Annotated in this window: 29 protein-coding genes and 1 tRNA gene; 24 read left to right on the plus strand and 6 right to left on the minus strand. The window is 62.1% G+C overall.

The features are described from left to right. Nucleotides 1-421 precede the first annotated feature (421 nt). From NTV05_05090 to NTV05_05100, 3 genes are all read left to right on the plus strand, one after another. On the plus strand, nt 422-715 hold the full coding sequence (locus NTV05_05090; GenBank protein MCX6543772.1) for a hypothetical protein: 294 nt from the start codon (nt 422-424) through the stop codon (nt 713-715). 161 nt (nt 716-876) lie between these two features. Beyond that, nucleotides 877-1497: a methyltransferase domain-containing protein gene (locus NTV05_05095; GenBank protein ID MCX6543773.1), complete on the plus strand. Its 621-nt coding sequence runs from the start codon at nt 877-879 to the stop codon at nt 1495-1497. A 67-nt stretch (nt 1498-1564) separates the two neighbouring features. Then, nucleotides 1565-1807, plus strand: coding sequence for a DUF433 domain-containing protein (locus NTV05_05100; protein ID MCX6543774.1), 243 nt, complete (start codon nt 1565-1567; stop codon nt 1805-1807). Between the two features lie 1122 nt (nt 1808-2929). On the opposite strand, the gene NTV05_05105 is transcribed toward NTV05_05100, so the two are convergent. Both NTV05_05105 and NTV05_05110 read right to left on the minus strand, forming a co-directional pair. After that, nucleotides 2930-3190, minus strand: coding sequence for a DUF2892 domain-containing protein (locus NTV05_05105; GenBank protein ID MCX6543775.1), 261 nt, complete (start codon nt 3188-3190; stop codon nt 2930-2932). A 272-nt stretch (nt 3191-3462) separates the two neighbouring features. Continuing rightward, the gene (locus NTV05_05110) at nt 3463-4536 is read right to left on the minus strand and encodes an endonuclease/exonuclease/phosphatase family protein (GenBank protein MCX6543776.1); all 1074 of its coding nucleotides are present in this window, start codon (nt 4534-4536) and stop codon (nt 3463-3465) included. Nucleotides 4537-5092: 556 nt separating this feature from the next. Here NTV05_05110 and NTV05_05115 point away from each other — a divergent pair. The 20 genes from NTV05_05115 (at nt 5093) to NTV05_05210 (ending at nt 20579) form a co-directional block, all read left to right on the plus strand. Continuing rightward, complete coding sequence (locus tag NTV05_05115; protein ID MCX6543777.1) at nt 5093-5401, plus strand: hypothetical protein; 309 nt, start codon at nt 5093-5095, stop codon at nt 5399-5401. Nucleotides 5402-6320: 919 nt separating this feature from the next. Continuing rightward, nucleotides 6321-6575, plus strand: a complete 255-nt coding sequence (locus NTV05_05120; GenBank protein ID MCX6543778.1) for a helix-turn-helix transcriptional regulator — start codon at nt 6321-6323, stop codon at nt 6573-6575. 52 nt (nt 6576-6627) lie between these two features. Next, a complete protein-coding gene (locus NTV05_05125; GenBank protein MCX6543779.1) occupies nt 6628-6858 on the plus strand; it encodes a hypothetical protein in 231 nt (76 codons plus the stop codon). Next, a complete protein-coding gene (locus NTV05_05130) occupies nt 6858-8903 on the plus strand; it encodes an AAA family ATPase (GenBank protein ID MCX6543780.1) in 2046 nt (681 codons plus the stop codon). The genes NTV05_05125 and NTV05_05130 overlap by 1 nt, the downstream gene beginning before the upstream one ends. Then, nucleotides 8896-9177, plus strand: coding sequence for a helix-turn-helix domain-containing protein (locus NTV05_05135; protein ID MCX6543781.1), 282 nt, complete (start codon nt 8896-8898; stop codon nt 9175-9177). The genes NTV05_05130 and NTV05_05135 overlap by 8 nt, the downstream gene beginning before the upstream one ends. 112 nt (nt 9178-9289) lie before the next feature. Continuing rightward, nucleotides 9290-9844: a hypothetical protein gene (locus tag NTV05_05140; GenBank protein ID MCX6543782.1), complete on the plus strand. Its 555-nt coding sequence runs from the start codon at nt 9290-9292 to the stop codon at nt 9842-9844. Then, entirely contained in the window at nt 9841-11523 is a 1683-nt protein-coding gene (locus tag NTV05_05145) for a hypothetical protein (GenBank protein ID MCX6543783.1), read from the plus strand. The genes NTV05_05140 and NTV05_05145 overlap by 4 nt, the downstream gene beginning before the upstream one ends. A 14-nt stretch (nt 11524-11537) precedes the next feature. Further along, nucleotides 11538-11837 (plus strand): hypothetical protein, encoded by a 300-nt coding sequence (locus NTV05_05150; GenBank protein MCX6543784.1) that lies wholly within the window; start codon nt 11538-11540, stop codon nt 11835-11837. A gap of 32 nt (nt 11838-11869) precedes the next feature. Continuing rightward, nucleotides 11870-12526, plus strand: a complete 657-nt coding sequence (locus tag NTV05_05155) for a hypothetical protein (GenBank protein MCX6543785.1) — start codon at nt 11870-11872, stop codon at nt 12524-12526. A gap of 167 nt (nt 12527-12693) precedes the next feature. After that, nucleotides 12694-12888 carry a zinc-ribbon domain containing protein gene (locus tag NTV05_05160; protein ID MCX6543786.1) on the plus strand — a complete coding sequence of 65 codons (195 nt, stop codon included), beginning with the start codon at nt 12694-12696 and terminating at the stop codon, nt 12886-12888. Then, nucleotides 12885-13172, plus strand: coding sequence for a hypothetical protein (locus tag NTV05_05165; protein ID MCX6543787.1), 288 nt, complete (start codon nt 12885-12887; stop codon nt 13170-13172). The genes NTV05_05160 and NTV05_05165 overlap by 4 nt, the downstream gene beginning before the upstream one ends. Beyond that, nucleotides 13169-13969 carry a hypothetical protein gene (locus NTV05_05170; GenBank protein ID MCX6543788.1) on the plus strand — a complete coding sequence of 267 codons (801 nt, stop codon included), beginning with the start codon at nt 13169-13171 and terminating at the stop codon, nt 13967-13969. The genes NTV05_05165 and NTV05_05170 overlap by 4 nt, the downstream gene beginning before the upstream one ends. 2 nt (nt 13970-13971) lie before the next feature. Beyond that, nucleotides 13972-14706 carry a hypothetical protein gene (locus NTV05_05175; protein MCX6543789.1) on the plus strand — a complete coding sequence of 245 codons (735 nt, stop codon included), beginning with the start codon at nt 13972-13974 and terminating at the stop codon, nt 14704-14706. After that, nucleotides 14703-15065 carry a hypothetical protein gene (locus NTV05_05180; protein MCX6543790.1) on the plus strand — a complete coding sequence of 121 codons (363 nt, stop codon included), beginning with the start codon at nt 14703-14705 and terminating at the stop codon, nt 15063-15065. The genes NTV05_05175 and NTV05_05180 overlap by 4 nt, the downstream gene beginning before the upstream one ends. Before the next feature lie 482 nt (nt 15066-15547). Beyond that, a complete protein-coding gene (locus NTV05_05185) occupies nt 15548-15736 on the plus strand; it encodes a hypothetical protein (protein ID MCX6543791.1) in 189 nt (62 codons plus the stop codon). An 81-nt stretch (nt 15737-15817) separates the two neighbouring features. Next, a complete protein-coding gene (locus NTV05_05190) occupies nt 15818-16087 on the plus strand; it encodes a hypothetical protein (protein MCX6543792.1) in 270 nt (89 codons plus the stop codon). Further along, complete coding sequence (locus NTV05_05195) at nt 16084-16383, plus strand: hypothetical protein (GenBank protein ID MCX6543793.1); 300 nt, start codon at nt 16084-16086, stop codon at nt 16381-16383. The genes NTV05_05190 and NTV05_05195 overlap by 4 nt, the downstream gene beginning before the upstream one ends. Before the next feature lie 3 nt (nt 16384-16386). Then, nucleotides 16387-17469, plus strand: a complete 1083-nt coding sequence (locus NTV05_05200) for a tyrosine-type recombinase/integrase (protein MCX6543794.1) — start codon at nt 16387-16389, stop codon at nt 17467-17469. Nucleotides 17470-17908: 439 nt separating this feature from the next. Continuing rightward, nucleotides 17909-18889 (plus strand): hypothetical protein, encoded by a 981-nt coding sequence (locus NTV05_05205; GenBank protein MCX6543795.1) that lies wholly within the window; start codon nt 17909-17911, stop codon nt 18887-18889. A gap of 10 nt (nt 18890-18899) precedes the next feature. Further along, nucleotides 18900-20579, plus strand: a complete 1680-nt coding sequence (locus NTV05_05210; GenBank protein ID MCX6543796.1) for a DNA methyltransferase — start codon at nt 18900-18902, stop codon at nt 20577-20579. Nucleotides 20580-20597: 18 nt separating this feature from the next. On the opposite strand, the gene NTV05_05215 is transcribed toward NTV05_05210, so the two are convergent. From NTV05_05215 to NTV05_05225, 3 genes are read right to left on the minus strand one after another with little or no spacing between them, the layout of a single operon-like run. Continuing rightward, complete coding sequence (locus NTV05_05215; GenBank protein ID MCX6543797.1) at nt 20598-20747, minus strand: hypothetical protein; 150 nt, start codon at nt 20745-20747, stop codon at nt 20598-20600. 8 nt (nt 20748-20755) lie between these two features. Further along, a complete protein-coding gene (locus tag NTV05_05220) occupies nt 20756-20938 on the minus strand; it encodes a hypothetical protein (protein ID MCX6543798.1) in 183 nt (60 codons plus the stop codon). After that, complete coding sequence (locus NTV05_05225) at nt 20935-21276, minus strand: hypothetical protein (protein MCX6543799.1); 342 nt, start codon at nt 21274-21276, stop codon at nt 20935-20937. The genes NTV05_05220 and NTV05_05225 overlap by 4 nt, the downstream gene beginning before the upstream one ends. Nucleotides 21277-22062: 786 nt before the next feature. Here NTV05_05225 and NTV05_05230 point away from each other — a divergent pair. After that, complete coding sequence (locus tag NTV05_05230; GenBank protein ID MCX6543800.1) at nt 22063-22806, plus strand: recombinase family protein; 744 nt, start codon at nt 22063-22065, stop codon at nt 22804-22806. An 83-nt stretch (nt 22807-22889) separates the two neighbouring features. On the opposite strand, the gene NTV05_05235 is transcribed toward NTV05_05230, so the two are convergent. Next, nucleotides 22890-22978: transfer RNA gene (locus tag NTV05_05235), tRNA-Leu, on the minus strand. Between the last annotated feature and the right edge of the window lie 29 nt (nt 22979-23007).

The raw sequence follows: 23007 nt of genomic DNA on the forward strand, positions 1-23007 counted from the left end.
AACCAGCGCTCGACGTCGGTCACGGTCTCAGATGCGCGGGTAGCCATAGTATATGTGTAATGTAACACACATACCTCGCCGTTTCAACAGGCACGCTTCCGTGTCATTTTTCAGTGATGCTCAAAACTGGGGGTGGGCAAGGCCCACCGGGGCGTTGACAACGGCGGATGTATTCCACCTTGCAGGTCCCAGCCTGGGGCGAGACTCGCTGGCGGACGTTTCGCGCCCCGGAACGCCGGCGAAGTTCTGCCTCGACGATCGGGGCATGACGTTCTCAGAGGGTGCGCTCGTAAGGCTTAAGGGAGAGGAGACCATCGCCCGTTGCACGAGTGGCAGATGGATCGAACAGGAGGACTCCACAGGGCGTCCATCGGTCTGGGTGAGCCTCAGATCCCCCCCCCAAGAGGCCCCACGGGCAGCCGTGAAGGTCCAGGCGACCCAATACACTGGCCCGCCGTCGGCATCGGTTCCTGCCAAGGCTCTGGTGGAGGGAACGGAGGCCGCCGCCACCAGGTTCATTATCCGGGCGTGGTGGGACGGTCCGGATGTAGTCGTTCTGCTCAACGCCGCCACGCCAGAAGGGCTGGAAAAGCATGTCAGCACTTTCCAACTGGTCGTCGGCGAATCCCACGACGTGACCGAAACCGGGCGGTTCGGCGCAGCTCGCATCGTCGTCTCTGCTGAGGTCGAGACGTTACCGGGGATCGTTCGCTGAACTCGCATGTGGGAGATCAAGAACCGAGGCGTGTTGATAGCGACGAGAAATGGCGGAGATGTTCACCGACGCCACTGCCGGCAGTGCGCTATGATCGGCGTGGCGGGGGGCCATCGACCGCGGGAGCCATCCATGATCCGATCTGCAAGGCGACTGTTCCGATGATCGACACGCGCCGTTTCGATCAAGTTGCCGCGACCTGGGATGACGACCCCAAGCGCGTCTCGCTCGCCAACGCTGTGGCCGACACCATCGTGCGTCAGGTCGGGTTGGCGGCGGCGATGGACGTGCTGGATTTCGGGTGCGGGACGGGGCTGCTGACGCTGGCCCTCAGGCCGAACGTGCGCAGCGTCACGGGGGCGGATACCTCGACCGGCATGCTGAGCGTGCTGGAGCGAAAAGCACGGGAGCAGGCGCTGAAGTTGGTGACGACGTGGTTGCTGCGGCCGGACGACAGCTACGCGTTCCCTGGCGACTACGATCTCATCGTCAGCAGCATGACCCTGCACCACGTGGCGAGCCTGGCGCCCCTATTCGCCCAATTCCGCGATCATCTGCGTCCGGGCGGTCGTGTTGCGCTCGCCGACCTGGACCGCGAGGACGGCACGTTCCACAGACCGGACGTCACCGACGTGTTCCACCTCGGCTTCGACCGGGCCGATCTGAAGGCCCTCCTGGCGCAAGCCGGCTTCGACGACCTCGCGGACGCGACCGCGTTTGTCCACCATCGGAACGACCGTGACTATCCCGTGTTCCTCATCAGCGGGCGTGTGCGCGGGTAGGGCACGGTGCACCCTTCTTGTGGACCTGCAACCGCGGGCGTGGCGCGATAAACGTGGAGGCTTGGCCATGACCGTTCACCCGCGCGTCGAAATGCGCCCAGACGTTATGCTCGGCGAGCCTGTGATACGCGGCACTCGGGTCACCGTTGAACTGGTGCTGCGGAAACTGGCCGAGGGAATGACGCAAGCGGACCTGCTCGACGCCTATCCCAGACTCACCACCGACGATATTCAAGCCGCCATCCGGTTTGCCGCCGACACGCTCGCCCACGAGGAAGTTGTCTTCCGTCCAACCGGGACGGACAGCTGACGAGCCACGCCAGTGCGGTTCCTCGCCGACGAAAGTTGGGATTTCGCGGTGGTCCGGGCGCGTCGTGCCGCCGGCCATGACGTCGTAGCGATTGCCGAATCGCGCCATGGAATCACCGACCGTGACGTGATGGAACTTGCTGAGATAGAACGGAGGGTCGTCATCACTGAAGACAAAGACTTCGGCCAGTTGGCATTTGCGGGGGAACGGCAGGGTGATCGGATGTGTGCTCCTGCGGTATCCCGCGAATGCTCGCCGTTCAATAGGATTGGACGTCGTGCGACTCGTGGAACTCCTCGGTGATCGATTCTCCGGGTCTTTCGTGACCGCCGAGCCAGGAAAGATCCGACTGACCCGCCTGCCGGGACCAAACGAGGATCGGTCTGAAAACCCGTTCCGGCGGGCAAACAGAGGGCCGTCCTCGCGAGGTTCGGAAGTCCCGTCCGCCTTCGCAACGCTCCAGCCCGACACTCTCTTCGCGTTGCTTCGGCGGACAACCTTCGCGTGTCAACTGGCTCGCCAGCCGAAGCTCACCTGAGGAAAGGTGCATGCCGGACGGTGAGCGAAGGCTGGTGCCGGAGGAGGGAATCGAACCCACACTCTCATTGCTGAGAACGGGATTTTGAGTTCGACCGCCCGGTCGAGATTAGGCCTGAAAACGCTGGTTTTCGTGCGTTCTATGAGAGTCGAGTTGGCTGGCGTTGGCTCAGGTTGGCTTGGGTTGGATGGTCGCGGGCACACGAAAAGGCACAGTCGAAGGAGGCGGCTGAAGCAGATGCTGGCGCAGTCGGGTTTGTCGGCGTGCTCGATTTCTGGCGTCAGGTGCTGCATAGCCGCGTCGGGTGTTCTGAGGGGCAGAGTTTCAAGATCGTTTGAAGTGCTGTGCCGCTCGCCGGCGGGCCGATCAGCGATTCACCCTTCGAGCGGTACAACATCGGAGACCACCGAAGTACGAAAGCCACGAGGGACCGACGGTTCTGAGAACCGTGTCACCCATGTTCCCGAACTGATCTGTCACGTATCTTCCCGGCCGTTCAAAGTCAGGCAGCGCTATGGCGGACCCGATCTAGTAGCGTCGCCGACTGCTGTGCCCGTGAACTCGCTCGCTCGATCTGGTGCGACCTACGAATGCGGCGCGCTCTTGCCAATGCGCGCACCACTCAGCGGACCGCCCAGCAACGCGCTTATCAGACACAGGTCGAATACACCAGCCGCCAAGGGCACCAGGCCAACCGCCATGATGACGGCGCCTGTGGACGTCGCGCTGTGTGTGTAACCCCAGGCGATGAGGCCGAGACCAATCGCAATGCGAGTGATGCGACCGATCGGGCTGTTCACGAGCTGCGCGAACCCAGACTTGCCGAAAGATTCAGCTAGACCCAATGCAGCCTCCTTGAGTGGTAGTGGCCCCATATATTACGCCAAGGTGCAGGGACGAGAGAAAGCGCTGCCCAACGATCGCGCTCACCGGCGGCTAGTGGTGAGACTGCCGAACCACGCGGGCACCCGCGTTGCCGTTCAGCGGCAGCGCCCCGCCTGCAACGCGGGATGCCCGGGATGTTTGAGCAGGGGTTTCACAACCTCGGAGGGCGCAGTTTCCCGCCCATGTGGCCAGGTTGTGAAACCACTTGCAGCCTCGGCCCAGAAGAACGGCGCTACTTCTCGATGAGCAGCGTCGCCACCACGCCGGCGTGATCGGATGGGTATGGCTTGCTGACACCGACCGCTTTGGCGTCGAGCACCTCCAGGCCCTTTGCGAAGATCAGGTCGATCCGCTCGACCGGCTCCCCATCCGGATAGACACCGGCGTAGATGTCCTCCCAGAACAGCGGCCAGGTGAGACCCTCCCACGTCTGATGCACCGCCGTCCAGCTGTCTGCGTAGCCAGCGGCCACGATCGCCGATGCCGTCGGTGTCTGGTCGGGGCCGATGCCCAGGCCGCTCATGTCGGAGTTGAAATCACCGGCGAGCATGACGGGGAACGGCGAGCCGCTCAGAATCTCGACCAGTTCGGCCCCCTGCGCCTCCTGAACGGGGTCGCCTGGGAACAGCGGAGAGGCCAGGTGCGTGGCGAAGAAGCGCACGCTCTTGCCTCGAATCTTGGCATCCACGGACATCCACCCGTTGACCTGCCTGAACCCGGGGAGCGGTTCGCTGGTCGTCAGGAATTGCGCCTGCCGGGCGTTCGACAGAGCCAGCTCCGCCTGGCTGAGATCGGTGCGCGCGAGGATGACGTTCTGGTCTAGGTAGTGGAAGTTGACGTCGTCACCGAGCGGCAGCATGAGGTTCGTCAGCGGTTGCACCGCGACGATCTTGTAGTGCAGACCCCGTTCTTCCAAGGCGGCCATCAGGAGTTCCAGCTGATCAGCCAGGAGCTGGATCCTCGACCCGCCGTTGGTGACGTAATCCCAGACCGTGGCTTCCTGCAGGGACACGAGATACGGATCTTCGGCGGCGATCACGTCAGCCATCCGCGCCGCACGAATGTCGAATCCGCTTTGCGCGAGCTCGTCCACCGTGGCGGCGTACGCTGCAGCGAGGTCGTTGGGGTACGCGAAGAAGAAGACGAAGTCAGTCCCCGCGTCCATGTTGTAGGTCATCACCTTGACGACCCGCTTGTCGCTGTCGGCGGAGGCCGGCGCCGCGGTGAGACCGAGAACGAACGCCGCCGCGACTAGCAGGACTCCCAGAGTGCCTCTACCGCTCCGATGTGTGAGCCACGAGAACATGTGCCCTCCTCCTGGTATGACGCCGGGGGCATGTCGAACTTGCCGAAAGGAAGACTATATAACGTCGCAATAGCGGTACCAATCCGCACCTGGCCCCTGCGCGGGGGACCGGCGAGCGCGGCTCACAAAAGTCTTTGCTTGGGACGACGGAGTTCTTCGCCGCCCTGACAAGTCCGCCGCTGGAGCCCGGGTGTCGATCCATAAGGGGAGCTTACGCTCTGACAGATGCCGCCGGTGGGGGACAGTACCGGCGACGCTGGGTCGCTCTTTGCCAGCCGCGCCTTCTCGATGACGGAACCTGGGGTGACTATATGGTGCCGGAGGAGGGAATCGAACCCACACTCTCATTGCTGAGAACGGGATTTTGAGTAGTCGGAGCGTCTTCCCGACGATCCGCGAAATCAGGCGCAAACCCAACAGGGACCGGACGTTACCCGGTCCCTTTCTTTTACGGCGAGTGAGCCAGAAAACGGCGAATGCGGACGCGGCAGGGACACCGAAAGGGACAGGGACACGAAACGGCGTAGAATCAGCGCGTCCCCCTTGGAGGTGCTTTGTGGACGTGAAGATGATTCTGCCGTTTCATGTCACCGGGACTGGGGGGAACCGCAAGTTTGAGGCAAAGAAGACTATTAGCCTTCCCGACATCGGGATGCGTTTCAGTGTGGTCGTGTATTTCGCGGATACCAAGTTCTCCGCGAATACCGCACCGCTCGTCTGGGATGAGCGAGACGGGCTACTCCTTCGTTTCGATGAGACGGTCGTGAAGTTTGAGGGGACATCGTTCGATCCATCGCCAGCGCGGATGCTGATTGAGGAGCTCCAGCATCCCGGCGACGGCTGGAGCGTGCATCCCCTCAACTAGGCGGCCGTGTGGTGCGGCGCCTTCCGTTCGCGGCCACCTTTCGGAGGCGGGCCGTCCTGGCAGGGTCTAGCGCCGTCAGGCTGCCACCCGCTAGGCCGGGATCGACCGCCGGCGTGAGGAAACCGCGAACTCTCGCCCGGTGAACCCATTGACGAACAAGGTTCACTGACGCATTCGGATGACGCCTGGCTACATCGGCAACCGGCCTGACACTTCCGTCGTTGAACGCCGCAACGTACTCGCGGGCGATGGTTCGATAGAACGTGTCATCGCGGCCCACGGGACCGGGCTTACGGGTCGCCCGATGGATCGGATCTGCTGGAGCCTGAAACCCCGCGTGCCCCAATAGGCCGTCGTCGCTGAAAATCTGTTCGCCGCGTTCCGTGCCCACTTGGCGAAGGAACTTCTTCAGGAATCGCCGCCACTCGCCGATGCGAACGCGCCGGAGTACGCCAGCCGTCAAACCGCCTGGCGGGATGCCCTTCACGGAAACGCCGCGCGCCTCGCCGCTCCAGTGACCAAGCGGTTGATCTGTGTTCGCCGCGCTCATTGGCTCGGCTGGAAAGATGCGAAGTTCGCTCACTACCGGCTGACGATTCCGAAAGCCCAACCGAAGCGCTGCGACCCATGCCTCACCGATTGGGGCTTCGACCCACGCCTCAGAAACTGGCACCACAACGTCTCGCCTGAAGCGTCCCGACTTGGGCTGAAACACCGGACTTGCGCCGCACTCATCGGCGGCGGCCCGGCTCAAAAGCACGTTGCGTTGTCCTAGCTGGAAATCCGCTTCCGTTCGTCGTGTGTTCATGTTCACGACTCTATCACAACCCGTAACGGCTGCATATGAGTATTCAGTAACGGTCAGTCCACCCGTTACAGATGCGGTATATTGGACATGCACACGTTAGGAGCCAACGATATGACCAGACTTCAACAGGAGCGACGGCGCCGGGATTGGACGCAGCAAGACCTGGCGTTCTACGCCCGCGTCACTTGTGCCGATGTCTCCCGCTGGGAAAACGGCATGGCGAAGCCGTATCCCTCGCAGGCGGCCCGGCTCGCAAAGACGCTCGGGCTTGACCCGGCCGATCTTCTCTGCCCTGTCGAGGCAGTCACCGACGAATCGCGCGACGTGAACCAGGACGGCTCACTTCGAGACAGGCTGCGAGCCTGACACACGAAGGGCCGCGACGCTGGCAGGCGTGCGGCCCGGGACGGGGAAAACGATGTCACCAGTATACACCGAAACGCTTTCTCACCTTCGCGTGCTTGGCGAGTGCGTCACTGACGCGGCGGCCGATCTTGACCAGGAACGGCGGGATGTGAACGCCGGCGTTGTCCGAATGCACGAGAAATCGGCGCGTCTCGTCGACTTCGAGAACCAACGCGAGCGAGCGTTGCGCGACGCAATCAAAGAAGTCGGAATCGAGGCTGTCGCCCGATCGGTGTACCTGTGATGCTCGACACCCCGATCGCGCGCTTCCTCGCAGCCTTACCCAACGGTGCCCAACAGAACGGGCACGGCTGGCAGGGACGGTGCCCGGCTCACGAAGACGATCGCGCGTCGCTCTCGATTTCTCAAGGTGACGACGGCCGCGTGCTGTTGAAGTGTCACGCCGGCTGCACGGCCGCGTCGATCGTGGCGGCGGTTGGGCTCCAGATGCGCGACTTGTTTTCTGCCCGGGAGCATCACGCGCCAGAGATGACCTTCGACTACCGCGACGAATCCGGCGTGCTTCTCTTCGAGGTGTGCCGTTTCCCGAACAAGCAATTCCGCCAGCGACGGCCGGACGGATCGGGCGGTTGGATCTGGTCACTCGGGGACGTGCGGCGCGTGATCTATCGGCTGCCGGAGCTCGCCGGCAAAGAGGCAGTCGCTACTGTGGAAGGCGAGAAAGACGCGGACCGCCTCTGGTCGATCGGTGTACCGGCCACCACGAACGCGGGAGGGGCTGGCAAGTGGCGTGACGAGTACTCCGCTCAGTTGAAGGCGGCCGGCTGCAAACGCGTCGCCGTCCTGCCCGACAACGATCCGCCCGGCGAAGCTCATGCACGCGCGGTTGCCCGGTCCTGCCATGCGGCGGGCCTCAGTGTGAAGATCGTCACGCTGCGGGACTTGCCCGCAAAGGGTGACGTGAGCGACTACCTGCAAACGCACGACAAAGCGGCGTTACTGGCGTGCATCCGCGACGCGGCGCCTTTCGATCCGCAACAGTCCGCCGCGGCGCCGATTGGCGGCACACCCTTCGAGTTGACCTCTCTTCGAGACTTGCTCGCCGAGCCCGACGATCAAGTCGAGTGGTTGGTTGATTGTCGCATTCCGACCGGCGCGGTCGTGCTGGTCGTTGGCGCGCCGAAGGCGGGCAAGAGCACGCTCGTCCGGGACTTGGAATTGTCGGTCGGGAGCGGCACGCCGTTCCTGGGTTGGCGTACGGCATACGCTCCGGTGTGGCACTGCGCGTTCGAGGAAAAGCGATCCGAAATTCGGAAACACTTTCGATCGATGGGCGCGACCGGCCACGAACCGATCCGACTTTTCGTGTCGCAGGCTCCAACAGACATCCTCCCAAAGCTCCGCGAGTTGGCGGAACGCGAGCGACCCGGGGTGATCGTGCTCGACCCGCTACAGCGGGCGCTCCGCGTGCGGGACTTGAACGATTACGCGCAGACGACGTTGGCGTTTGATCCGATCCTGAAGTTGGCTCGCGAGACGGGCGCGACACTCATCCTCGTGCACCACGCGAGCATGCACCACACCCGCCAAGGCATCGACGCCATTCTCGGCAGCACGGCCCTGGCCGGCAGCGTTGACCAGGTGTTCGTCCTGGCCCGCAATGGCCAACAGCGGGCGCTCTCCAGCACGCAACGGATCGGCGACGACCTGGAGCCCGTCATCATTGAACGCGACTCCACCACGGGCCGCCTTCGCATCGCTGGCACTAAACGCCAAGTGGACGACGACCAGATGGAACAGCGGATGCTCGACGCGCTGGGTAGCGTGAGCGAGCCCGTTCCCGAAACGTGGTTCGAGGCACACGTCGAGGGGCGCAACGCGGACCGCGTGAGATGCCTTCGCCGGTTGTGCGGCATGAACCGCGTTCAACGCTGTGGCGGCGGCGGCCGAAAAGACCCATACCGCTACAAGTTGAGTCTCGGGGATTCATGTTCCCGGGACTCGGGAAATTCACCGAATTCTGAAAAGTGCCGGGAACCTCAATCGAGTAGCAGTTTCATTGATCGAAACCTCGATTTCGGTGATGAGGTTCCGGGGTTCCCTATAAGGAACCTTGGGAACAAGAACTACGAAAGCCCTGTACGTACTCTTCGAGGTTCTTCCTACCGCGACACTCAAAGCGTTCATGTTCCCGAGGTTCCGCAGGTTCCCGAGGTTCCGGGCTGTTCAGAGAATCGCGAGATAGACGGCTCGGAAACCGCAGAAACACCCGATAGAACCGAGTCCGATTCAGGTTCCCGAGACTTCGAGGAAGGCGCCGATGTCTGACGCGACGCACCAAACGGCGCAAGGCGGGGAAAACGGGGCCTCAGGAATGGGCCTCGAAGCACTCGCCGACAGCGCAGATCGAATCCTGACGCGCGGCCCGCGACTCCTGGACGCAAAGACGGCCGCCCGGGCACTCGGCTTGCCGTACACGAGCCTTCGAGACGCGACGTTTCGCGGGGAACTCGCCGTCGTGAAAGTCGGTCGACGCTGGTTCTTCGATCGGCGCGACCTGGAACGGTTCATCGAGTCGCACAAGGAAAGGTATTCGGCATGAGCCCACTTTCAGGGATAGTCCGGGGACAGTCGGCGCAAACAGGCCCGGATTCCCGGCCTGATTTTGACGGGCCTTGGATAGAGAATCCCGCGCGGATTCGGAGCGTCACCACATGAGCGGCAAGCCTGGACGAAGCGGACCGCCCGCGAATGCGAACGCGCAACGCTCCGGACTGTACGCGCGGGCACAAACCGGCCTTCAGCGTCGGGACCGGCGCGTCCGGCGACTTGTCGCGAAAGTGCTCCGGGCCATGCCCGGGCTTCAGCCGTCCGACGTGCCGACGTTGCGGGCGTGGTGTGAACTCGAAGTGCTTGCCGCCTTCGCGTTCCTGGACTTGACCGACAAGGGCGCCGACGGCGGACCGCGATTGACGACTGAGACCGGCACGCCTCGCCGGATGTTGGACGCCTACCGCCAGCTTCGACAAGCGCAGTTGCCGTACGCGCGGGAACTCGGGCTCACACCGGCGGCCCGGAAGTCGCTTGGACTGTCCGATCGTCGGGAAGTGACACTCGAAAGCTACCTCGAAGCCCGCTACGCCTCGCAGGACGCGACGCCAGCGACCATCGACGCTCACGTTGACCACAGCGACGAACGCGCACCACGGGCCGATTCTGCCAGCGGGGCGGGCGATTCCGTCGAACCTGAGAACAGCGAGCAAGCATGACGATACGCGCCACACTCCGAACGCTCACGTTTGCCGACGCGATCGCCGATCGTCATCTCTTCGGCGCCCTGTCCCACTATCGCGACGTGTCGCCCTGGCATCGGTGGATCGTGTGGTCGAAGGCGCAAGACGGCGCGACACTCACGCCGGAGGAAGTCGAGATCTTCACTCGGCACACGGGCCGGGCCGCCTACATCCCGCCGGCTGGCGGATGGGCGCAAGCCGTCGTGATCACGGGCAGGCAAAGCGGCAAGACGCAAACCGCCGGCACACTCGGGGCAATCGCGGCCGTGACCCGGGCGAAGCCGGGCGAGTACGTGATCCTGCTGGCGCAAGATCAACGGGCCGCCTTGCGAACCCTGTTCCGGGCCGCGTGTGAACCCTTCGACAAGATCCCGCTCTTCCGGGCGCGAGTGCGGGCGCGTCGGGCCGATTCCCTCGAACTCGATAACGGCGTGATTCTCGCCGCGTATCCGTGCCGGCCGGCGAGCGTGCGTGGGCTGCGAGCAGCGCTTGTGGTCCTGGACGAAGCCGCGTTCTATCGCAACAGCGACAACCTGCCAATCGATCGCGAGATGTTGACAGCCGTCAAGCCGTGCCTTGCGACCACGGGCGGGAAGTTGATCGTCTTGAGCAGCCCGTACGGTCAGAGCGGCGTGCTGTACGAGATGCACCGTCGCGCGTTTGGCACCGACGATCCGCATTCGCTCGTGTGGCAGGCGTCGGCGCCAGAGATGAACCCGACACTCCCGGCCGACTACCTCGCCCGCATGGAGCAGGACGATCCGGACGCGTATCGGTCTGAAGTGCTCGGAGAGTTTCGACAAGGGCTGTCGACGTTGCTGGACCCGGACGCGATCGCGGCGTGCGTGGCGGACGGCGTATTCGAGCGACCCTTTGAACCGTCCGTGCGTTATCAGGCCGGCGGCGACGCGGCGAGCGGAACGGGCAAGGATGCGTTCACGGTCGGGATTGCCGGAAAGGTCGACGACAAGTCCGTCCTGTTCGCGTTGCGCGCATGGAAACCGCCCTTCAACCCGTCGGGTGTCATCGCTGAAATCTCGGACTTGCTCAAGAGCTACGGTCTGCGCGAGATCACGATGGATCGGTACGCGGCCGGCTTTCCGATTGAACAGTTTCGATCGCATGGTGTGACGGTGAAGCCGTCGACGCGGGACCGCTCCGTGATCTATCTCGACTTCCTGCCGCTCGTGAACGCGGGCCGCGTCGTGCTGTTGGATCAACCCGACCTGTTGCGGGAACTTCGAGGCTTGGAACGTCGACGCGGGCCAAGTGGACGCGATCGAGTGGATCACTTCGGGGCGGGATCTCACGACGATCGCGCCAACAGTGCAGCCCTGGCGCTCACGCTCATCGGTGTGCACGCGCCAACCGGAATGCAGCAATTCGACCCGCTGTCCGGCCGGATTATCAACGGCCTCTATGGCGACATCGAATATCGGGACGGAAGGCCAGTCCCGCCAGCCGGGCCGGTTACGTTCTATGACCAGCCGACGAAACCCGGCGTCCGGGTTCCAACCGTGCGGGTTGTGCGGGGCGACGGCTACGTGACCATCAACGCGACGGACTTCGACGAATCACGGCACACGCTCTGGACTGGTGACGACGCCAGCCAACCACCGGCCGCAAGCGCGGTCATCGTCAAACTCGTTCGATAGACAGGAGACAGCAGATGAACATCAAGTATTTCCCGAATCCCCTTTCCGTCGGCGTATTCAGTCAGGCACGCCCCGCGCCCGATCCGGCCTCCGTCATCGCGTTGGCGACGGCGCGCAAGGCCACGGTCGATGCCCGGATCGTCTCGCTCACGGCGGAACTGGAGACGGCCTGTGCGGCGGCGATGACCGACGAAGTGCGTATCGGGTCCGGCGCATCGGCCGGCGCGGACATCGGCCGGTTGACGAACGAGTTGACCGAGGCGGAGGGGCAGTCGGAATTCTACACAAGGGCTCTCACGGCTTTGAACGCGTAACCACGGACACACGAACATAGGAGCACACGAACATGTTGAAAGTTCTACCCTTCGGCGATTCGGTCAACGCGCTGCTTCCCGGCTTGAAGCCGGAACACAAAGACGGCTTTCTCTCGAAGGCGAAGGACATCGGCTTGATCCTCGAAAACTTCCAACTGCGGCGCGAGCGCGTCAAGACGGCCTACGTGGCCAGCGAACAGAAGGGCAAGATCAGAGAGGCCGCCCTGCTCGCGCGGACCGCCCTGAGTGAGCGCAGAGCGAAGCACGTCGACCCCCTTCAGGCCAAGGCGACGACGGAGCGGGAGCGGTTGCGCGCCCTGTCGGCGTACGACGCGCCGAAGGTCGATCCGGTGCTGGCGTTTTTGCGTGGGTCCGAAATCCGGGCACGGCTGGTCGGGAAGAAAGATTTCGAGCTCACGGCCATGCTCGCGCAAGCGGTCAAGAACGGCGACAAGGAGTTTGTCCAGGCGTTGAAGGATGCGCCGCGGATGTTCCCGACCGTGCCCTTCGAGGAACTTCGCGCGATCGATGACGCGCGGATCGCCAGCATGAATCCCGAGCTTGCCGAGTTGGACCACCTGGCCGGCAACTACAAGTCGCTCATTGCGTGCGTCGAAGAGCACGTCAAAGAGGCGTTGCGCGAAGAGGGCATCGAGCCCCAGGGCACCGACGGGATCACGATTCTGTAATCGCTCGCCTGGGGCGGGCGTGGGCGCTCGCTGAGTGGGCGCCTGGCCTGGCTCGTGAACGTTCTCCCCAATCACGGGCCGGGCTTCGTTTCAACCTGAGGGCGCGCGGCGGTATCGGCCGGCGCCCACGGTGACGCGGTAGAGCGGGATCTGATTCGAGGATGAACATGGACAACAACGAGACGACTTTCGAGGATATGCCGCTTTCGTGCTGCGACTGCGGCCAGTCCTTTGTCTGGACGGCGGGGCAGCGGCGGTTCTATGCCGAGCGGGAACTGAGTCAACCGAAGCGGTGTTCGACCTGCCGGCAGATCAAGCGCACTGAGTGGGCCACGCGCGACGCGGAGCGGGTCGAGCGATGAACACGGCACACAAGGGCCGAAGGGCTGAGCATCGGGCGCGTCACCTGCTCGAGGCGAGCGGCTACACGGTGACGCGGGCGGCGGGCTCGAAGGGGCTGGCGGATCTCATCGCATGGGACGCGATCGGCTTCCGGCTTATCAGCGTCAAGAGCGGCACGGCGTACGCGTCCGCGCTCGAGCGGGAAGCCCTGGCGAGCTGCCTGGCGCCAGCGAACACGACGAAGGAAATCTGGCGGTTTCCGGATCGGTGTCGCGTGCCGGCGATTGAAAGGATCGAGCCATGAAACGACCGTGCTTCGTGCTGTGCCTCGTTGCGGCGCTCGCGGTGTCTGCGCTCGCGCCGTGCCTGTCGGCGACCGCGATTGTCGTGTTCCGTCAACCGACGCACATCATTCTCGCCGGTGATTCCGTCCTAGCCGGCCGCGATGACGGCCAGACCGAGACGCGCTTCCTCCGGAGCTGCAAGGTCCGTCCGGCTGGCAAATGGTGGTTCGTCATCGGCGGGTTTTCGCGGCGAGTCGGGACCCACGCGATCGACGTGTACGAGGTGGTGGAGCAGGCCATCGCGCCGACGGCCACCATGTTAGACGCCCTGGAGGCGATTCGCCGGAACGCCGGGCCCGTGTACGCCAGCCTCAAAGCCTCTCAGTCAGCCAAACCGGCAGCGTCGGGCCTGCCTCTCTTGACCATCGTGATCGGCGGTCTCGATCGCGGGGTCTTGACCGTCGGAGCCTTCAGCTTCGAGCTGCAGCGGGCCGATCCTTTCGAGGCGACGGCAACCTTGGGCACGTGTCCGGGCCCTGGGTGTGACGCCGACGGCGCGGTGTTCTATGCCGCCAGCGTGGGAGCGGACATGCCCGCCGTGAAACTGATGAATCAGCGACCGCGCCCGCCGTGGTTGCAGGCCGGGACCGCCGCCGCGGCTCGCCGGCTGATCTTGCTGCAGGCGGCGGCGACGCCGACGCGGGTCGGCGGCCCTGTCGATGTGTTGGAAATTCGCGCCGATGGTGGCGCACGGTGGATGTGGCGCGATGCGGCCTCGACCTGTCCAGCGATTCCGATCAGGCCGAAAGGACGGTAATCATGACAACGAGAATGCGCGCGTGTGTGGCTCTCTCTCTGGTGTGTGTCGTCGTCGGCGGCGCCACGCTGAGCGCGGAAATCACCGCGACGTCCGGAAGCATCACGGGAGGGATGGCGATCGGGACCGCGGGAAATATCCACTCCGGCGCATCGGCCTACGGCACCGGGACCGGCTGGTGGATGGACTACAACACCGGCACGCCACGGCTGCGCGTGGGCGATCCGGCGGGGAACCGACTGCAATGGGACGGGACGAACCTGACGCTCATCTCCAGCGAAGTCACGATCGACGCCGACGGGATCAAGATCAACAAGGGCACCGGCACGGCCAACCAATTGAAGTGGGTCGATGGCGCCCTATCGGCCGGGATGTATTACTTCAACTCTGGCACCCCGTCGCTTGAGATCTTTTCGCCGTCTGGCGGGGTGATGGACTTGACTGTCGGATCGAACAGTCTCAGCCTCAGCGGCGTCTCGCTGCTCTCGAATGGCATCACCACGATCGGCAATTCGTTCGTGCCGTTCGCGGCGATCTATGCGACGACGTACTATGGCGGCGCCGCCGTGGCTGGCGTGACGGACAATTTCGTGTGCGGCGCGAACAAGGTAGAGAGCATCTACGTCGCGGGGGGGATTGTGACGGCGGTCGATTGTGGGACCGACACGACGTCGGCCCGGATCGCCTCATTGGAACGGCGGATCGCGGAACTCGAAGCGATGCTGGCGCGTCGATGAGAGCGGCGATCGCGGCCCTGCTCGTGCTGCTGGTGGTGGCTCCGGCGTCCGCGCAATCGCTGCGCCGGGCCACGGCTACATACGCGCACGGGGTGGCGCTGGACTATGCGACGACGTATCAGGCGTTGGGGCGGGGCGCCAGAGAGACGAATCCAGTCGTGAACTGGATACCCAACCGAAGCGCGATGCTGGCGGTTGGCGCGGCTGGAGATGCGGCGGGCGCCTATCTCTGGGTCAAGGTGGTCGGCAAGAAGCACCGCAGACTCGCAGCCATCGGCCTCTACGTCGCGGCCGGGGTCCGCGTCTGGCTGGCGGTCCACAATGACCGGGTGTGCCGGCCCGGGCTGGCGCGTCGATGAGACGCCGGCCGGTTCGGCGTGTCCTGGCGGTTCCACCGGCGGCGACGTGGCGACGGTGCGCGGGCTGCGCTGGCCTGTTCGTGCCGGTCCGGCCGCGGCAGACGCACTGCCGGCCGAGTTGCGCCCGGGTCACGGGTGACGGGAAGGACCGCGCGCCGGATCTATTTGCGGAGCTGGACGGCCAGCCATAGCAGCTAGGGAACAGGAGCGGGTCATGAGCCAGGCACAGCCCGAAGTCTCACCACAAGCCGAACGTGCGGCATTGGCGGGCTATCTCCGCTGCGTCCAGTGTGGCCTCACGTTTCCACCGGGGCGGGCCGACAAGCGATTCTGTACCGACCGCTGTCGGGCAGCCGCCAACCGGGAAGCCCGGGCCGCCAAGGTCCGGCGCATGGAAGGCTTGATTGCGGAATTGTCCCGGCTGACGGGATCGTCTGATTCCGCTTGACACTATGTAGACTCTGTATAGAATGGTGGCAGGTATGACGCCGAAGAAGTACTACACCTTCATGATCGATCTGGAACTGGCCGACGCGCTCAAGCGCGCGAAGGAACGCGATCCGGAAAGTTCTGAAGCATCAATCATCCGACGCGCGTTGCGCGAGTGGTTGGAGCGTGAAGGCGTCATCAAGGCGGACCGCAAGCGGGTACCAGCCCGCAAGCGGCCCTAAACCGTCACCCTGCGTAACCAGGCTGGCCGGTCTCCTGCTATTCTAGCAGCGGACCCGCCGGCCTCCAGTCCGGAGGTCACGATGAAGACGAAGACACCCACACGTACCACGCCGGCCGCGGAGCCGATCGAATTCGACGCCGACGATGCTCGACACTGCCTGACCGTGGCGATCGGGCTCTGCGAAATGGCCTCGGAAATCGTCGAGCCGGTCGGCCCCGGGGACAGGAACCACGCGCTGAGTTCGGATCTGTTCCAAGCGATGACCTGCCTCCTCATGAAGGCGCAAGACGCCTTCGATAACGACGTCGCGCCGAGCGCCACGGACGCGGCGGCTGGAGGTGCCCGATGAACACGACCAAGGAATTCACGATCGACGACGCTCGGCACACCTTGCTCGTCCTAGGCGAGCTCTGCAGCTTGGCCGGGCAGTCCGTGAAGGCGAATCGCTGCGGTTGCCTTGACGAGATCGACCCCGACCTATTCGAGTCGATGGCGTGCCTGACCAACAAGTCGCTGGAGTTCTACGAACAGCACTGGCAAGAGATGTGGCAGGAACTGCGGGCCTTCCGGGAGCAGCGCGATCGGGCCGCGGGCCAGGCGGCGCCGGTGGCGACGCCGAAGCGGACCACGGCGAAGGGACGGTGACGCATGGGCCAGATCCGACAACGTGGCGCCGTCTATTGGATTCGCTACTACCGCGACGGCAAGCGGTACGAGGAAAGCACGCACAGCAAGAAGGAAGGCGCCGCGAAGCGGTTGCTTCGGCTGCGGGAAGGTGCCATCGAACAAGGCGTCCCGGTCACACCGAAGATTGGGCGACTGAAGTTCGACGACGCGGCGAAGGACTTGATCACCGACTACCGCGTCAACGGCAAGAAGTCCCTTGAGCATGTGACCCGGCGCGTCGACCAGCACTTGAAGCCCACGTTTGGCGGGCGGCGGATGACCGGGATCACGACGACGGACGTTCGGGCCTACGTCGACAAGCGACAGAAGGAAGCGGCGGCGAACGCCAGCATCAACCGGGAACTGGCGGCGCTCAAGCGCATGTTCTCGCTGGCGATCCAGGCCGGGAAGTTGCTTCACCGGCCCTATATCCCGATGCTGCGCGAAGACAACGCGCGGCAAGGGTTCTTCGAGCGACCGGCCTTCGAGTCCATGCGGGCGAAGTTGCCGGCCGACGTGCAACCGATCGCGACGTTCGCCTACCTCACCGGCTGGCGCGTTCAGAGTGAAGTCTTGCCGCTCACCTGGGGACAGGTGGACCGGCACGCCGGGATCGTCCGTCTGGAGTCCGGCACGACGAAGAACGGCGACGGCCGGGTATTCGACTACTCGGGACTGCCGGATCTGGTCGACCTGTTCAACGACTTGTGGACGGCTCACGAGGCGTTCGCGAAGTCGGAACACAAGATCGTGCCGTGGGTGTTCAATCGGGCCGGCAAGCAGATCCGCGACTTCCGGCACGCGTGGGAAACCGCGACGACGGCGGCGGGATGCCCGGGACGCATCCCGCACGACCTGAGGCGGACAGCCGTTCGCAATCTCGTACGCGCGGGCGTGCCGGAACGCGTCGCCATGAAAGTCACGGGGCACAAGACGCGATCGGTGTTCGATCGCTACGACATCACGAGCCCGGGTGATCTGCGCGACGCTGGAGCCAAGTTATACGAGGCCCGGAACGCGACAGGGACAATCACGGGGACAGCGACGAAAACGGGGACGGCGTGACCGTCCCGAGCGTGGCTGTAAGTGCTTGAGTAGTAAGTGCCGGAGGAGGGAATCGAACCCACACGGGGGGTGAACCCCACGGGATTTTGAGTCCGACGAGTGTTCTAGTAAGTGCTGTATATACAATATGTTACAGTAAATACTACAAAATACGCGGCAGACATATACAAAACCGTTTCCCTCCCTGTATCATCTCTCCGTCTGCTGCTGACGGAGAACGCATCCCGTGCCGAAAACGAAGATTATTGAACAACACCTTCATCCGAAGTTCCCTCGTCTTGTTGTGGACCTTCGGACGAATTCACGCTTCTACCAGGCACGAACGTTTCTGGACGGCAAACTTGTTCAGAAGTCCACCAAGACAACGAATCTCCCAACAGCGTTCAAACTCGCAGAGGATTGGTACCGACGGATACTCCGCTCGTCGGTGTCGTTCGGGATGGCACATCCGATTGCGAGATTGACCGCAGACCCAACCGTGGCGGAGGTGTTCTCGACCTATCGCACGGGACTGTCCCCAAAGAAGCAGGAATACGCAAAGCAGAAGTGGGGACCGATTGCGGACTACTGGAAGGCGCTTCTCGTGCGGGAGGCTTCTACACAGACGTTCCGTGACTTCTACGTGTGGCGGCGGCGCAAGAACGTCTCCAATCACACGCTCCACAAGGATGTGGTGCTTGTCCGTCAGATTCTCAAACGGGCGTTGGAGGACGGACAACTTCCAACACTCCCGATCATTCCGAAGGTTGGCGAGATTGCGAAGAATCCCCGTCCCTGGCTGACTCCGATAGAGTGGCGGTTGCTCTTGCGGACGTCCGACAAGCGGATACGTGCGGCGAAACGCAATCCCCGACTGCGGCAGCAGCGGCAGGACACTCACGACGTGATGGTGTTTCTCGTTCACTCTATGTGTCGGGTAGGGGAAGTGCTGTCGCTTCGCTTCCGTGACTGTCGGATTGAGAAGAACAAGGACGATGACAACATCCTGCTCTGTGAGGTCAGCGGAAAGCGAGGCACAAGAACGGTCGTTGCTCTTGTTGGGGCAGCGTCGGTCTATCAGCGTCGTCTGAAAAGGGCGAAGGACACAGACGCACTCATCTTCCCCGAACATCACAGGGACGCGTTCCGTGAGTTGCTGGAAGCGGCGAAATTGCGACAGGACCAGAAGTCGGGGTTTGAACGCAACTTCAAGTCACTCCGTGCGACGGCGATTAGTTTTCGGATACTCAACAGTCCCGATCTCAATCTCCAGGTGATTGCTCGGAACGCTGGCACGTCGGTTGTGATGATTGACGAGTTCTACGCAAAGCGGCTGACGGCAGAGATGAACAAGGACGCACTCTCGGCGATACCGAAGCGACAACCACGGAAGTCCCGCACAGGAGCGGGTGGCGCTGGTGTAAAATCCAACGCACGATAAGGCGATCCTGATGAAAAACCAGTTGTTCTACGGCGATAACCTGGACGTTCTCCGACGCTACATCGCAGATGAGAGCGTCGATCTCGTCTATCTCGATCCCCCGTTCAACAGTCAGCAGAACTACAACGTTCTGTTCAAGGAGCGATCAGGCAAGCAGGCGTCCGCTCAACTTCACGCTTTTGAGGATACGTGGCATTGGGACGAACAAGCGGCGGCACTTTATCAAGCGACGGTGGAGACGGGCGGCAGAGTCAGCGACGTGTTGCGGGCGTTCCGCACGTTCCTCGACGAGAACGACTTGATGGCGTATCTCGTAATGATGGCTCCCCGTCTGGTAGAACTTCGGCGGGTGTTGAAGCAGACGGGATCGCTGTATCTCCACTGCGATCCGACGGCAAGTCACTACTTGAAGGTGCTGTTGGATGCTGTGTTCGGTGCGGTGAACTTCAAGAACGAGATCATCTGGAAGCGGACAAGTTCCCAAAACAGTGCGAAGCGTTTTGGTCCCGTCCACGACACGCTATTGTTCTACTCTCGCTCTGATGACTACTGCTGGAACTCGTTGTCGCTCCCTCACAGTAACGAATACGCTGCTCGTTTCCGACGACTGGACGAGAAAGGACGAGCGTATAGCGACGACAACTTGACGGCTCCAGGCGTGCGGCACGGCGACTCGGGCGCGGTGTGGCGTGGCTACGATCCAACAGCGAGAGGGGTTCACTGGAAGGCGAACTCGGCGACAGTGGCGGCGCTTGTTGGGCAGGAACAGGCGCAGAGGATGACGACGACGGAGAAACTCGATCTGATGGATGAACACGGTTCTATCCTCTGGTCAAAGAAGGCGGCAGAGGACGGAGGTGGTTTCCCTCGGTTCAAGAGGTTCCTGTCGGGAGGTGCTCCCGTCCAAGACGTCATCACGGACATCTTCCCGATCAACTCGCAAGCACAGGAACGGCTCGGCTATCCGACGCAAAAACCCGAGGCACTCCTTGAACGCATCCTCAATGCGAGCAGCAACGAGGGTGACGTGGTGCTCGATCCGTTCTGCGGCTGCGGCACGACGGTGGCAGTCGCTCAACAGTTGAAGCGTCGGTGGATCGGAATAGACATTACGCATCTCGCTATCGGGCTCATCAAGTTTCGGTTGGCACACTCATACGGCGACGAGGTCGCAAGCACGTATGAGGTCATTGGTGAACCGACGACGCTGGACGACGCACGACAACTGGCGGAAGAAGACAAGTTCCAGTTTCAGAACTGGGCGCTTGGACTCGTTGGCGCTCGTCCTGCTGGCGGCGTGAAGAAGGGTGCGGATCGGGGAGTGGACGGCAAGAGCATCTTTCACGACGGGCTTGGCAACACACAGGAGATCATCTACTCCGTCAAGGGCGGGAACTTGAAAGCGACGGACGTGCGGGACTTGAAGGGCGTGGTTCAACGGGAAAAGGCGGTCATCGGGGTGCTCATCTCATTTGAAGTCCCGAGCAAGGAAATGCGGAAGGAAGCGGCGACGGGCGAGTTCTACATCTGCGAGTGGGGCACGTATCCGATGTGGCAGTTGTTGACGATAGAGGACTTGCTGAACGGGAAGACGGTGAAGCGTCCCCCAGTGCGACAGGTTGACGCGACGTTCAAGAAGGCTCCGAAAGCGAAGTCGGCTGCTGGAAAGCAGGGCACGCTATTGGAGTAGGACTTGCTATCGCTTCGACTACTCCCCTTGCGATATCAAGATCGTCAGGCGCTTCTTGCTCATCGCTCTGGCGGTTTTCAGGGCTTTGGCGACATCTTCCAGCAGCAAGCGGAAGATCGGCTCGGTGGCGTTCTTCGGGATTTCGATTTCGGTAAGTTGCTTGTTCATCGTTGCTCTCATCTTTCCTGTTCCAGGTGACTGCGTAAGTGCTTGCGGACGTAGTTGCTGACGGTGCGTTCTTCGCGGGCGGCAAGTTGTTCGAGTGCGACACGTTCAAGGTGAGTGAGGCGGAGGGAAACGGTTTCCGTCATTAGCGGTGCTTCGATCTGTTTCCCATTTGGCTGCGGGTTCACGATCATTGTTGTGGTTCTCCGTTCTTGGGATGCGGTTGCTCGGCTTGGGTGTGGATGTAGAGAATGGCGTTCTGTGTGAGCGTCTTGAAGTCGTTGGCGTTGTAGCGAATGGACGCAGCGAGGTTCTGGACGTATTCAAGTCGGGCAGTGCGGTAGATGAATGGCTCGCTGTGACAAGCGTGGGTGAGTGCGACTTGAAACGTCGGAAGCGTCACGTCTGGTGGCAAAGCGAGCAGAATGTGAAGATGTCGTCTCGTTCCCTTGTCGTGATGGCAGGCAAGTGCGGTCAGACGAATCGGAGCGTGCTTCCTGCGTGCTGCGGTTCCAAACAGTTCCTTGTTCAAGCGATTCATCACACGGATAGCGATGCGTCTGGTTTCGTCTTCGGTGAGGTAGTAGTAGGGAGCGAATAGCGGTGCGTCTCGGAGTGCGATGCGTCGTTCTGGGACTCGGACGCTTACGTCTTCCGCTCTCGGACGCTCGGTCACGAGGTCACTGTTCCGTCGTTGTTTCAACGTCAATTCAAGTCGGACGTTCAACGACTGCTCAATACTCGGGTGGGACAGAAAATTCTTCCATTCCTGCGTCAGTAGTTCTCTGCGTTCTCTGTTCCTCATCGTCGCTTCCTTCGTCGTGTTCGTCGTTCGCTGGACACACTCCTAACGTCAAGGACATCCAACGCAAGCACATCAGGGTCACATTCGGCTAACTCCTGACGCAGCGGACAAGCACACGTTTGCTTTGTCCACAAAGGTATGTAGGAGTCGTCTATGAGAAAACGGCTCGGAACGAAAAAGAAACTATAAGTCCTTTGTTTTCTGTGGTTTCCAACCGCACGCTTAGCGAGCAACCGTAAGTCCTGTATTTACAACGACTTACTGCTCCCCGTCCTTCCCCGCTCTCCCCCTACTTCCCCGCAAGGGGGTCCCACTCCGTCATCCAGCGGGATCGTCGTTCCTGACGCTTCCTGGCGGTCTTGGCGGGGGTCTGACAGCAGTTCTGTGGCGTTTCTGGCAGGAAAAGCGTGGGGTTTGGGGGAATAAATGTCTGCTTGCGTTCGCAAGCGTTCATAGTGTATGCTTGTGGCATAACAAGCGGACATTTAGTCCGCTTCGGAAAGCGAGGCGGACGTGAACATTTACCTTTACACGAGAGTTTCAACGGTTCAGCAGAACGACGGACTGGACGCACAGGAGGCGACGTGTCGTTCATTTCTCGGCAACTTGTTGGGGCAGGAAGCGTGGAGAAAGCGGTTCCAGTCCGTCACGACGGCTTCGGGGCAGTTGACGGTGAACGTCGTGCGGGAACAAGTCAGCGGCAGCGTGGCATTCCCAAAGCGTCCACAGGGGGCGGCTCTCCTTGCGAAGTTGAGGAAGGGCGATCATCTCTGCTTTGCGAAGTTGGATCGGGCATTCCGCTCGGCTCGGGACTGTCACAACACTCTGGCGGAGTTGAAGACGCTGGGTGTGTCAACGTCCATCTGCGATCTTCCTGACGGCGCGGACGTGACAGGCAACGGGATTGCGGCACTCCTGATCGGCATTATGGCGTCCGTGGCGGAGTGGGAGAGGGAACGCATCGGAGAACGCACAAGAGATACCAAGAGAGTGGCGAAGGATCAGGGGCGCTATCTCGGGGGAAAGATTCCGTGGGACAAGACGGTTGTTGACGGCAAACTCGTTGACGACGACTCAAAGCGGATAGTGGTGCGGAAGTTGAGGGAGTGGCGGAGCGAAGCGGTCCCGCTTCGTGAATGCCAGGCACGAATCAAGAAGAACTACAAAACGTCCCTTTCGCTTGATGCGATTAGGCGAATGACGGACGGACAGGCGACGGAAGCGGCGAGGAAGCGTGGGCGGCGGAAGCGACAGTGATACTACAAAAGACAACTACAAAACTCTGTACAAACACAGAACGAGTAGTTGTCGTCTCTGTAAGATATTGATAATAAAGGAGTTGGTGCCGGAGGAGGGAATTGAACCCACACTCTCATTGCTGAGAACGGGATTTTGAGTCCCGCGCGTCTGCCAGTTTCGCCACTCCGGCACGTCAGGGATGGAGTCGCAGACGAAGAC

It is taken from the genome of Acidobacteriota bacterium (assembly GCA_026393755.1).
GTDB lineage: Bacteria > Acidobacteriota > Vicinamibacteria > Vicinamibacterales > JAKQTR01 > JBAXOX01.